This is a genomic window from Micromonospora orduensis (assembly GCF_006228125.1).
Lineage (GTDB): Bacteria > Actinomycetota > Actinomycetes > Mycobacteriales > Micromonosporaceae > Micromonospora > Micromonospora orduensis.
The window spans coordinates 1-12,005 of sequence record NZ_VDFY01000193.1 but is presented as its reverse complement, the minus strand read 5'-3'; the positions used below and the strand labels follow the sequence as shown (position 1 = coordinate 12,005).

The 12,005-nt window shown below is 73.6% G+C and carries 10 protein-coding genes and 1 pseudogene; 8 read left to right on the top strand and 3 right to left on the bottom strand.

From position 1 onward, the window contains the following. Positions 1–214: 214 nt before the first annotated feature. The gene (locus tag FHG89_RS22335) at positions 215–664 is read right to left on the bottom strand and encodes a DoxX family protein (RefSeq protein WP_139586372.1); all 450 of its coding nucleotides are present in this window, start codon (positions 662–664) and stop codon (positions 215–217) included. A gap of 489 nt (positions 665–1,153) precedes the next feature. Here FHG89_RS22335 and FHG89_RS22330 point away from each other — a divergent pair, with 489 nt between their 5' ends. After that, the gene (locus FHG89_RS22330; RefSeq protein ID WP_244295718.1) at positions 1,154–1,762 is read left to right on the top strand and encodes a DUF4232 domain-containing protein; all 609 of its coding nucleotides are present in this window, start codon (positions 1,154–1,156) and stop codon (positions 1,760–1,762) included. On the opposite strand, the gene FHG89_RS22325 is transcribed toward FHG89_RS22330, so the two are convergent. Together FHG89_RS22325 and FHG89_RS22320 are read right to left on the bottom strand one after the other, a co-directional pair. Then, positions 1,757–2,623, bottom strand: a complete 867-nt coding sequence (locus tag FHG89_RS22325; RefSeq protein ID WP_139586370.1) for an ABC transporter permease — start codon at positions 2,621–2,623, stop codon at positions 1,757–1,759. The two genes, FHG89_RS22330 and FHG89_RS22325, sit on opposite strands and share 6 nt — an antisense overlap. Further along, a complete protein-coding gene (locus tag FHG89_RS22320; protein ID WP_139586369.1) occupies positions 2,623–5,487 on the bottom strand; it encodes an alpha/beta fold hydrolase in 2,865 nt (954 codons plus the stop codon). Before FHG89_RS22320 ends, FHG89_RS22325 begins: the two co-directional genes overlap by 1 nt. A gap of 371 nt (positions 5,488–5,858) precedes the next feature. Between FHG89_RS22320 and FHG89_RS22315 the strand changes: the two genes are divergently transcribed. The 7 genes and pseudogenes from FHG89_RS22315 to FHG89_RS22285 form a co-directional block, all read left to right on the top strand. Next, entirely contained in the window at positions 5,859–7,049 is a 1,191-nt protein-coding gene (locus tag FHG89_RS22315; RefSeq protein WP_139586368.1) for a hypothetical protein, read from the top strand. Continuing rightward, on the top strand, positions 7,036–9,498 hold the full coding sequence (locus tag FHG89_RS22310; RefSeq protein WP_139586367.1) for a sensor histidine kinase: 2,463 nt from the start codon (positions 7,036–7,038) through the stop codon (positions 9,496–9,498). Before FHG89_RS22315 ends, FHG89_RS22310 begins: the two co-directional genes overlap by 14 nt. After that, on the top strand, positions 9,495–9,971 hold the full coding sequence (locus FHG89_RS22305; RefSeq protein ID WP_208761057.1) for a roadblock/LC7 domain-containing protein: 477 nt from the start codon (positions 9,495–9,497) through the stop codon (positions 9,969–9,971). Before FHG89_RS22310 ends, FHG89_RS22305 begins: the two co-directional genes overlap by 4 nt. Continuing rightward, positions 9,968–10,444, top strand: coding sequence for a DUF742 domain-containing protein (locus FHG89_RS22300; RefSeq protein ID WP_139586366.1), 477 nt, complete (start codon positions 9,968–9,970; stop codon positions 10,442–10,444). The genes FHG89_RS22305 and FHG89_RS22300 overlap by 4 nt, the downstream gene beginning before the upstream one ends. Continuing rightward, positions 10,422–11,180 carry a GTP-binding protein gene (locus tag FHG89_RS22295; protein ID WP_208761056.1) on the top strand — a complete coding sequence of 253 codons (759 nt, stop codon included), beginning with the start codon at positions 10,422–10,424 and terminating at the stop codon, positions 11,178–11,180. The genes FHG89_RS22300 and FHG89_RS22295 overlap by 23 nt, the downstream gene beginning before the upstream one ends. Positions 11,181–11,218: 38 nt before the next feature. After that, on the top strand, positions 11,219–11,734 hold the full coding sequence (locus FHG89_RS22290) for a hypothetical protein (RefSeq protein ID WP_139586365.1): 516 nt from the start codon (positions 11,219–11,221) through the stop codon (positions 11,732–11,734). Between the two features lie 39 nt (positions 11,735–11,773). Next, positions 11,774–12,005, top strand: a pseudogene (locus FHG89_RS22285) (AAA family ATPase); the annotation flags it as partial.

Sequence of the window (12,005 nt, the reverse complement as noted above, 5' to 3'; positions counted from 1 at the left end):
GCCCACCTTTCCCGCCCGCGGGCTGCCGACGGCGGGGTGCGGGCTACGGGTACGGCCTCTCGCCGGAGCGGGTGGGACGTGTCAACCGCGGACGCTGTGGAGCTGAATCGTTTACGACATCACGGAGGCGTCGCTCCCGACCGGGCGCAGACCGACCGGGTGCGGCGCCGGAGCCGCCTCGTCGAGGCTCCGGCGCCGCGCGGCACACGTGCGGTCAGACGGACACCGGGCTGGGTTCGGCCACTGACGGCGACGGCGCTTCGCCACGACGGCGGAAGAGCAGCGCGTCGAGCGCCCACGGGCCCGAGCCGAGTGCGGCGACCAGCAGGAACGACCAGCAGAAGAGCGCTGCCAGCTCACCGCCGTTGCGCAGCGGCAGCAGACCGTCGGGCTGGTGCACGACGAAGTAGGCGTACGCCATCGAGCCGGAGGCGAGAAGCGCGGCGGGTCGGGTGAAGAGCCCGACCAGCACCAGCGCGCCGCAGATGAGCTGGATGAGGGCGGCCCACCAGCCCGGCCAGGTGCCGAGCGGTACCGCCTTGCCGGTCATCGGGTTGCCGCCGAACAACCCGAAGACCGAGGACAGGCCGTGCAACGTGAACAGCAGTCCGATCACGATGCGGAACAGGGACAGGGTCGGCCCGCCGAGCCGAGAGACGTTCATGGAGACCTCCATCGAAGGGGATAGATACCTCCCCCATGGTCGAGCATGAACGTATCGATGTTAATAAATTCCTTGCTGGTGGGAAGATCCCCGGTGAAACAAGCCCAGCGGTCAGCCGCGAACGGGGCGTAGGATCGCCGGCCGGCCGCCCCCACCTGCGCCTGAGCACGCTCCGGCCCCCGGGTTCGCACTGGCCGCCCTCCCTGTGGGAGCGCTCCCGACCACAGTACCGCCTGTCGCGCCGCCCCGAACCTGGCCGAAAAAACTATCGGTCGCTCCGCCGCCTCGCTCGCAGACCCTGCCGTCGGCCAGCGAACCCAGCGCACAGGACGGGCGCTGACCGACGAGCGATGTCGCAGACGACTCAGCTCCAGGGGCACGCCAGGAGACCACGCCGGTCCAGACCGCGACAGGCCGGCCAGCGCCGAGACGGACCGGCGGCGACAGGCCGGGCAGCGGCGGGACGCGATGATGGGCAAGGATCAGAGGATGATCTTCCGCGGCCTCGCCGGGCGGTGGCGAATCGGCGTGGCGGCCGCTCTGGTTCTCGCGCTCGGCGCCTGCGCCCCCGGCGACCACCGGGGGCAGGGCGGCGACCCCACCGGCCCGCCCAAGTTCACGACCGCGCCCAGCCCGACACCTTCGGCGTACGTCAGCCCGCCGTTCTGGTGCCCGGAGTCCGGCGTGCGGATCCGCACGAGGGGGTCGGACGCCGCCATGGGGCTGCGCGCCCTCGGCCTCGAGCTGGTCAACTGCGGCGACCGCCCCTACCGGCTCAACGGCTACCCGGTGCTGTGGGTCCTGAACGAGGAGCGCAAACCGATCATCCTGCGGGTGGTGAACGGGGCCAGGGACATCACCCCGGGCTTCGACCAGCCGCCCCAGCAGCTCACGCTTGAGAAGGGCGAGCGGGCCGTCGCGACCGTCCTCTGGCGCAACCTCGTCACCGACTCGACCGTGCGGGCCACCGACGGGGCATACCTGCTGGTCGCGCCCGTCGCCGGGCAGCCGTCCGAGGACGTCGACCCGGACGGGCCGATCGACGTGGGCAACACCGGCCGGATCGGCGTCAGCGCCTGGAAGAAGGCCCCGCTATGACGTGATGTCCTTGCGGGTGAAACGCCAGAACGCCAACCCCCAGAACAGCGTCGCGTAGCTGATCGCGGAGATGCAGCCGCGTACCACGTCGTCGGTCTGCACCGGGGTGGAGAGCAGCCCCAGCCAGGCGGTGCTGAAGTGGGTGGGCAGGAAGTCCCGCAGCGCGCCCAGGGCGGTGATCTGGTCGAGGATGCTCGACAGGATCCACAGCAGCACGGCACCGCCGACAGCGCCGAGCGCGGCGTCCGTCGTCACCGACAGCAGGAAGGCCAGCCCGGCCACCACCAGGAGTACGACCGCCAGGTAGCCCAGCACGGCCAGCAACCGGAGCAGCCCCTCGGTCGGCTCCAGCTCGGCGGCGACAGTGCTGCGCAGCGGCGACCAGCCGTAGCGCAGGGTGCCCGCCGCCAGGGCCGTGCCGGCCAGCAGCAGCAGGGCCAGACCCGAGTACGCGAGCGCGACCACCAGCTTCACCGTCAACAACCGCGCCCGGGGCACCGGGATCGCCAGCAGATACCGCAGACTCCCCCAGCTCGCCTCGCTGGCCACCGTGTCGCCGCAGAACAGCGCGACCACCACCACCAGCAGGAACGACGCCGACACGAAGATCGAGAAGAGGGTGAAGTTGAGGCCGCCCGAGGTGGCCAGCTCGACCAGGCTGGAGAACTCGTTGCGGCCGTTGTCGTCGTCCCCGCCCGAATCGAACTGGAACGCGATCAGGATGATCAGCGGCAGCAGCACCATGAAACCGAGCGCCAGCTGGGTCCGCCGCCGCGACGCCTGCCGACGGAACTCCGCCGCGAACGGCATGGTGGCCGACGGCCGGTAGCCGCGTGCCTCACCCGCGTCGACAACAGCCATCACCGGTCACCGCTTCCCCGAGAGTTGTCGCCCACCAGGGCGAGGAACGCGTCCTCCAGGCGCCGCCGAGGCACCACCCGGTCCACCCCGACGCCGGCGCGCACCAGCTCCGCCACCACCTCGCTGCGGGCCGTGCCGTTGGTGTCGACCACCAGTTGGCCGTCGCTCTCCGGCAACACCCGGACCCCGTGCAGCCGGTCCAGGACCGCCCGCGCGGCCACCGGGTCGCTGACGTCGAAGAGCACGCTCGGCGATTCGCCCACGATCTCCTCCACCGGCCCGGACGCCACGATGCGGCCCTTGTTCACCACCACCGCGTGCGTGCAGGTCTGCTCCACCTCGGCCAGCAGGTGGCTGGAGACCAGCACCGCCCGGCGGTCGGTGGCGTACCGCTGAAGCACCCGGCGCATCTCGGCGATCTGCGGCGGGTCGAGCCCGTCGGTCGGCTCGTCCAGCACCAGCAGCTCGGGAAGGCCCAGCATGGCCTGGGCGATGGCCAACCGCTGGCGCATGCCGTGGCTGTAGTTCTTGATCTTCCGGTGCACCGAGTCGCCCAGCCCGGCGATCTCCAGCGCCTCGTCGAAGTGCGCGTCCTCGGCCGGTCGCCCGGTCGCCTTCCAGTACGCCCTCAGGTTGTCCAGCCCCGACAGGTGCGGCAGGAAGCCGGGCCCCTCCACGAGCGCGCCGATCCGGGACAGCACCGGTGAACCGGGCACCAGCCGCCGACCGAAGACGTAGATCTCCCCGGCGGTCGGCTGGGTCAGTCCCATCAGCACCCGCAGCGTGGTGGTCTTGCCGGCGCCGTTCGGCCCGAGCAGACCCACCACCTGACCGGGGTGCACCTCGAAGTCCACGTTCGAGACCGCGACGAAGCCGTCCGCGTACTCCTTGCGCAGTGCGCGCACGGCCAGCGGGGTGTCCGCGTACTCCGGATGCACCGAGCGGTCCTGGCGGCGGTGCCGGCGGCGGACCACGGCGACGACCACGACGAGCCCGATCGCGATGGCCGCGAGCAGGCCGGCGAGCACCCAGCGCCAGATGGTCGCCGTGGTGGGGATGGGCTCGCCGTCGACAGTGGGCAGGCTGACGGCGCCGTCCGCCGCCACCGTGTAGACGGTGGGCTCGGCCGGCGTGGTGTACGCCTGGTCGGAGCTGGCCACCACCAGCCGCAGCCGGTGCCCGGCCTCCACCCGGCGGACGATCCCGGGCAGCGTCACGGTGACCGGCCGGGCGTCCTGCACCCGCTGCGGCAGCCCGGTGAGCCGGATCGGGGCGACCAGGCCGTTCGGCAGGGTGGCCGCGCCATCCTTGTCGACGTCGTAGAGCTTGACGAACAGCACCGCCTCGCCGGTCGGCGACGCGGCCCGCAGGGTGACGGTGGGCGAGCCGGCCACGTCCACCGCCTCGGTCAGCGGCGTCGACTCGAAGCGGGCGTGCTGGCCGGGCACGTCCCCGGCCACCCCGTCCAGCAGCGAGGCGAGCCCGCCCGCGAACGGGATCGAGGAGATGGCGGCCGGGTTGCCGTTCGGGGGGTTCGCGATCGGCTGCGCCGGACCGGCGACCGCCACCTCCCGGCGGCTGTTGCCGGCGAGGCCCGGATAGTCGGCGCGGCGGAAACCGGTGGCGACCAGCCCCCGGTCGAGCGCGTCGAAGCCGGCGATCCGTGACCAGGTGAAATCGTCGCCGGGCGCGTCGCCCTCGCCCTTGACGTAGTGGTCGAGCCACTGGACGGTCAGGAACTTCACCCGGTCCGAGTCAGAGCGGGGGCCGGTGCCCCCGTCGTGCCCGCCGGTGAACCAGGCGACCCGCACCGGGGTGCCGGCGGCGGCGATGCCCTTCGCGTTCGCGTCCGCCTCGCCGAGGGGGAAGAGCGTGTCCGCCTCGCCCTGCACCAGCAGGGTCGGCGCCTTGATCCGGTCCAGCACACCCGCCGGGCTGGAGCGGCGCAGCAGGTCCACGGCGGCCTGGTCGGCCTGGCCGCTGGTGGCGATCCGCAGGTACGCGGCGCACACGTCGGCGGCGAACCGCCCGCAGGACGGGTCGGCGGCACCCGCCGGAGCGCCACCGGGGCCGGTGCCCGGGCCGGCACCCGGGCCGGGGCTGGGCGGCCCGGCCGACGCCGGGGCACCCTCCGGCTGCGCGGCGGTCACACCGGACAGTCCGGCCGGGCCGGTGCCCACGTTGCCGCCCCCGCCGAAGAAGAGGCCGGCCCAGCCCTTCTTGAACACGCCCTCGGTCGGCGCCCCGCCGGTGCTCTCCGGCAGGAACGCCCGGGACAGGTCGTTCCAGGTGATCATGGGGACGATCGCGTCGACCCGACGGTCCTGGGCGGCCAGCAGCAACGCCAACCCGCCACCGTACGAGCCGCCGACCACGCCGACCTTCGGATCGCCGGCGGCGTCGGTGCGCACCTCCGGCCGGGCGGCAAGCCAGTCCAGCAGCCGCTCGGCGTCGCGCACCTCGTAGTCCGGGTTGTCCAGGTGGATCTCGCCGCCGCTGCGGCCGAAGCCCCGCGCGGTCCAGGTGAGCACCGCGTAGCCGCGCCCGGCGAACTCCTGCGCGTCCGAGCGCACCGACTCCTTCGTGCCGCCGAACCCGTGCGCCAGCAGGACCGCCGGCACCTTCCGCCCCGGCGACGCGTCGGCCGGAAGGTAGAAGGTGGTGTCCAGGTCCACCGGCTGGTCGCCGGCCGGCCCGGAGCGGACGGTGAGCATCGCGCTCTCGGTGCGTACGCCCGCCCCCTGCGGCCACACCGCCCAGGTCACGGCGACGGCCAGCAGGACGACGACGACTGTTGCGGCGATCGCGCGGCGGCGGGTGGGCAGTGCACGCCGGATCCACGCGGCCGGCGACGGCGATCTCATGCGGCACACGGTACGGCCCGCAGCCTGAGCGTTGGCTGAGATCCGCCGTACGTCTGTCCGGTTGCCCCGATCGGCGATCCGCACCGGTGCGACCGCGCACCGTCAGGCGCGACCCAGTGAGTTGAGTTCGGATCACGTGAATTCCGATCTTCCTCAGATATCCCCCTCGATCCCTTCATGTCACGCCCATCGACGAAACGCAGCGTGCTGTCAACCAGGACCATCCGTGATGTCGCCCGTACTGACGCAAAGCCGACTCGTCGACAACGGTCTGGACCACTGAGGTTCGATTAGTTTTCCGGTCCGGTGCACGGGACCCATCGGCGAAGCCCACCGTGCCGCCCCCAGCCCGACGCCGGAGGAGACACACCATGGCAGTCCCCGCACCACGGGTCCGTCGACGGCACTCCACATTGGGCCGACTGCTTCCGCTGCTGCTCGTCGCGGCGCTGCTGGCACCGATGGGTCTGCTCCTCGCGCAGACCTGGCAGCACACGGGCGACGACCGGGACCTGGCCGCCCGGGAACGGCTCGGCGTGCAGTACCTGCGTGCCCTCGCCCCGGTCACCGACGCGCTGGTGGACGCCCAGTCCGCCGCGGTCCGCGGCCGCCCCGCCTCCGGTGAGGCGCTCGCCCGGGCGGTCGAGGAGGCCGCGACGGTGGACGCCCGGATCGGCGTCGAACTGCGCAGCCAGGAACGCTGGGCCGGGCTGCGGGCCAAACTGGAGGCGCTGCGTGCCCGCGGCCCCGCCGACCCGGACGCCGCCTTCACCACGTACGGCGAGGCGACCGACCTGCTGCTGGCCCTGCACCGCAAGGTCCGGGACAGTTCCGGGCTGGTCCGCGACCCCGCCGCCGACTCGTTCTTCCTCCAGGACAGCGCCGGCCAGGAACTGCCCGAGGCGGTGGTCGCCGCCGGCCGGCTCGCCGACCTCGGCACCCTCGTCGCCCGCCGACCGGCCGCCGAGCAGCCCCGCGGCCTGCTGGAACTGACCGCGCTGCGGGTGTCCGCCCTGGCCCCCGCCACCGACCTGGTCGACAACCTCAGGTCCGCGGTGGACGGCTCGGAGAGCACCGACCTGGGCGCCAACGTGCTGACCCCGCTGGACAACTACCAGCGTTCGGTGGAGGCGCTGGCCGCGTACTCCCTGCCGGCCGGCGGAACCACTGCGGTGGACGCGGGTCGGCTCGGCGCCGCCGGGCTCAACACGCACACGGCCGCCCGGCAGCTCCAGCCGGTCATCCTCGCCGAGCTGGACGCCCTGCTGGCCGACCGGATCGACGACCTGGACCGGGACCGCTGGATCATCGCGGGTGCGGTGCTGGTCTTCGTGCTGCTGGCCGGCTGGCTGGCCGCGCTGCTGATCGTCGCCGACCGCCGGGCCCGCCGGCGCGCCAGCATGCCCGACGCGGGCGCCAGCCCCGACGTACCAGCGACGGCGGACGCCTGGCAGCCACCGATCGGCGCGGGACGACCGAGCGACAAGCGGGCACTGCAACCGGTCGGCGCGGCCCGCGAAGCGGAAGTCACCCCGTGGGGGCCGTTCGATGCTGCTCGCTAGGCTCCGGATCCGCGGCAAGCTCGCGCTGCTCGTGGTGATCCCGCTGCTCAGCATGGTCGGCCTCGCCGTGCCCGTGGTGCTCGAACGGGTCGCCGCCGCCCAGCGCGCCGGTGACATCACCGACCGGGTACGCCTCTCCAGCCGGGTCGGCAGCCTCGTCCAGGACCTCCAGCAGGAGCGCATTCTCTCCGTCGGCTTCCTGCTCGGCCGGGTCGAACGCGCCGAGGTGATCCGCAAGTCCGCCGACGTGGACGACCGGGTGGCCGACCTGCGGGCCGCGGGCGGTGACGCGTTGACCGATCAGGTCGACAGTGCCCTGGACCGGGTGTCCAGCCTCGTCGAGCTGCGTACGGCCGTGCTGGCCCGGGCCGTCAACCCCGGTCAGGTGATGGACGCGTTCGGCCCGGTCAACATGGGGATGATCACGTCGCTACGGCTGGTGGTCGGCGTGGACACCGACACGTTGCCCGGCCGCCAGGTGCTCGCCCTCGACGGGCTGCTGCGCGCCGACGAGGGCCTGGCCGCCTGCGCCACCCTGAGCCTGCTGGTCAAAGCGATCGGCACCCCGGACACCACCGCCGCCTACGTGGCGTGCATCGCCGCCCTCCAGGTCGACAACCAGCGCTTCCGCGGCCTGATCACTCCGGAACAGCTCAAGGTGGCCCAGCTCAACGACGCGGCGGTGGCCGCGCGTACCAGCCCCGACTTCCTGGTCACCAGCGCCCGGGACCCGGCCCGTGCCGTCCGCGACGTGCCGATGGACGTGCTCTTCCCGGCCGTCCGCACGATGATCCGGCTCGGTCAGTTCGTCGAGAAGAAGCTCGTCGCCGACGTAGTCGCCGAGGTCACCGCCGAACAGCGACGGGCGCTCACCGCCGCGTACCTGGTCGGTGCCGCGGCGGCGCTGATCCTGGCGCTTGTGGTGCTGCTCAGCGCGGCGGTCGCGCGTACGGTGGCGCGGCCGTTGACCCAACTCACCCGCTCCGCCGACCGGGTCGCCCGGGTCGCCGAGGCGGAGCTGGTGCGGGTCACCGACGACGAGACCGAGAGCTCCCAGTCGGTCCGGTTGGAGCCGGTGGACATCAGGGCCAACGACGAGATCGGCGACCTGGCCCGGGCCTTCGACCGGGTGCAGAGCACCGCCGCCCAGCTCGTCGAACGGCAGGTCGTCGGCCGGCGCAACGTGGCGCAGATGTTCGGCCACGTCGGGCGGCGTACCCAGAACCTGGTGGGCCGGCAGATCGCGCTGATCGACCGGCTGGAGCAGCAGGAGGCCGACCCGGGCCGGCTGGAACACCTGTACCGGCTCGACCACATCTCCAGCCGACTGCGGCGCAACGCCGGCAGCCTCGTGGTGCTCTCCGGGTCGGCCGGGGCGGACGCGCACACCGCGCCGGTGCCACTGGCCGACGTCGTCCGGTTGGCGCTGGGCGAGATCGAGGACTACACCCGGGTGGAGGTGCGGGTCCCGGCGGGCGTGTCGGCCGCGCCGGCCGTGGTCGGCGACCTCGTCCTGGCGCTGGCCGAGCTGATGGAGAACGCCACCGTCTTCTCCCCACCGCACACCCGGGTGCTGGTGACCGGTGAGACGTCCGGGCTCGGTGCCCGGATCACCGTCGTGGACCACGGCATCGGCATGTCCGAGCAGCGGCTGGCCGAGGAGAACGCCCGCCTCGCCCGCCGGGAACGGCTCGACCTGGCGCCGACCGAGGTGCTCGGCCTCTTCGTGGTGGGCCGGCTGGCCCGGCGTCACGGTTGGGAGGTGAGCCTGGCCGCCACCCCCGGCGGCGGGGTGACCGCCCAGGTCGACATCCCGTCGCCGTCGCTGGTGCTGCGCCGCGCGGACCCGGTCGGCGCCGTCGTGGCCCGGGTCGCGGTGCCCGCCCGGCGTACGACTGTCGACCCCGATCGCGGTACGCCGGCTCTCGCGGCGGCGGCCACCGCCGCCGTCCACGTCGACTCGGACCTGCTCAGCCGGGCGACCCGCAGCCTGGAGTCCGGCCCGTCCTGGGACGCCTTCGGCACCGGCACCGACCAGTCGGAGCCCGCCGCGCCGGCGTCGCCGCGCCCGGAGCCCTCGGGCGCGCCGACCAACCCCCGGATCCGCCAGCGGGTCCCCGGGGCCAGCCTGACCGCCACCGCCGCCCCGACCGGGCCGGTGGACGCCACCACCGCCGACCCGGCAGCGGCCCGCGCGCTCGTCGAGGCCTTCCAGTCGGGCGTACGCCGGGCCCAGCGGAACGGGCCGACGGCTCCCGACCGGCCCCTGCTCAATCGCCGGGTCCCCGGGGCGAACCTGACAGTCACCCCGCCCTGCCCGCCGGCCAGCACACACCTCGGCGACCCGGCCGAGGTGCGCCAGCTCATCACCGAGTTCGAGGCGGGCGTCGCCCGCGCTCTCCGCGAAGTCAGCCCAGACCGCCGGAACGAAGAAGGATCATCACGGTGACCAGCCCCTTTGTGCACGACAACGTCGACCACCAGAACCCGACCGGCACCGCCGGTGATCTCAGTCCGGAGGCGCGCACCTTCAACTGGCTGCTGGACTCCTTCACCTCCAGCACGGCCGGGGTGCTGGAGGCGATCGCGGTCTCCTCGGACGGGCTGCTGATGGCCATGTCGGCGATCAAGGACCGGTCCAACGCGGAGCGACTGGCCGCCGTGGTCTCCGGCATGACCAGCCTCGCCGGCGGCGCGGCCAGCTGGTACGCGCTCGGCGGCCTGAACCGGGTCATCGTCGACATGGCCGACGGCTACCTGTTGATCAGCGCGATCAGCAGCGGTTCCGTGCTCGGCGTGGTCGCCGACCGGTCGGCCAACCTGGGCACCGTCGCGTACGAGATGACCCTCTTCGCCGGGCGGGCCGGGAACGCCCTCACCCCGCGGCTGATCGTCGAACTGAAGAACGCCGTCCAGCAGTGACCCCCGACGTCGCTGACGAGGAACCGGACCCGGAACCCGGGGTACGGATCCGCCCCTACCTGCGTACGCCCCCGCCCGGGGACGCCGCGCCGGCGGCGACGCAGTCCGAGGCGGGCGGTGGTCGGCCGGCCGCCCCCCGGCCGTTCGTGCTCACCTCCGGGCGGGTCACCGGCGCCGATCCGGCGATCGGTCTGGAGACGCAGGTGACAGTCCGCTCCGAGAGCGGCTGGTGGACCGGCGCGCAGGACGCGCTGTTGGCACCGGAACACCACGCGATCATCGCGCTCTGCGCCGAGCCGATCTCGGTGGCGGAGTTGTCGGCCCGGACCCGGCTGCACTTCGGTGTGACCCGGGTCCTGGTCGGCGACCTGCGCGCCGCCGGTCACCTGGACGTGCACGTCAGCGACTCCGACGAAGCGTACGACCCCGACCTCATCCTGCGAGTGATTGATGGACTCCGTGCGATCTCCTGAATGGCCGGTCGCCCCGTTGGGGGGTCCCGCCGGCAACAGCGCCACCGCCCGCTACGGCACGCAGCCGGGAACCGGCCCCCTGCTCGGACGCACCGGCCCACCGGCGGCCGCACCGCCGCCGTACCGACCGCCGGCCGTCAGCGGGGCGACGTCACAGGCGGGTGACCGGCCGGCCGCACCACCGGTCCCGGTCAAGATCCTGGTCGCCGGCGGGTTCGGGGTCGGCAAGACCACCACGGTCGGGGCGATCTCCGAGATCGCGCCGCTCACCACCGAGGCCGAGATGACCACTGCCGGGATCGGCGTGGACGACCCGGGCGCCCGGTCGACCAAGACCACCACCACCGTGGCGATGGACTTCGGTTGCGTGACCATCGACCGCAGCCTGAAGCTGTACCTGTTCGGCACGCCCGGGCAGACCAGGTTCGGCTTCATGTGGGACGACCTGGCCCGCGGCGCGCTCGGCGCGCTGGTGGTCGTGGACAGCGCCCGGTTGGACGACTGCTTCCCGGCGGTCGACTTCTTCGAACAGGCCGGACTGCCGTTCGTGGTCGGGGTCAACGCCTTCGACGGGCGGTTGGCCCTGCAACTGGACGAGATCCGGTGGGCGCTCGCGATCGGCGATCATGTACCTCTGGTGCAGTTCGACGCCCGGGACCGGCTCTCGGTGCGGGACGCCCTGCTGGTCGTCCTGGACCGTGCGCTGGACCGGGCCACCCGGGACAGGAGGGCCTGAGCCGACCGGCTCCGGCCGTGGCGGGAAGGGGTGATCTGGTGAGGGGCGACCTGGACGAGACGCTGGCCCGACTGGCTCGGCGCGAGGAGGCGCTGCGCCGGCGGGCCAACGACCGCGACAGCACACCACCACCGGGGGCGGTCGGCGGCCCGGTCCACCACCCCAGCGGCCCCGCCGACCCCCGCAACGCCGGGCCGGGCCGGCACGGACGGGACGTCCCCGACGAGCCGGCCGGCTGGGGTCCGGTCGAGGAGGTGGCCGAGGCGGTCCGTCAGATCGTCGGCGCCCACCCGGGGCTGGCGGTGAGCGTCCGGGTGGAGCACGCCGGGCGGACGTACCCGCTGCGGGTGTCCTGGGACGGCCCGCACGTCACGGTCGGCCCGGAGCCGCCGGCGGCGCCTGTGGAACCTCCGCCGGCCTGGCCGTTGTCCGGGCGGACGGTGCCGGCGTGGGCGCCCGGCCCGGACGGGTTGACCCCGGATCCGGCGGCCCGCCTGGCCGAGTTGATCCGGCGGGACCCGTCGCTGCTCGACGAGTTGGACCCGCGGCGCTGACCCGACGCGGGATTCGCCGCGGGCGGCTACGGTCGGGCGGTGGCGCAACCCGACCTGACCCTGCTGGCGAGCCTGCGGCCGGCCGCCCTGGACGCTCGACGTGGCATCGTGCGGCTGCACCCGGAGGCGCTGACCGCGCTGGGCCTGCGTCCCGGTGATCCGGTGCGGCTGAGCGGTCGCCGGGAGACGGCCGGGATCGTGGCGGCCGCCGACCCGGGCGCCAGCGCCGCGATGCTGTACGCCGACGACCTGACGCTGGGCAACCTCGGCC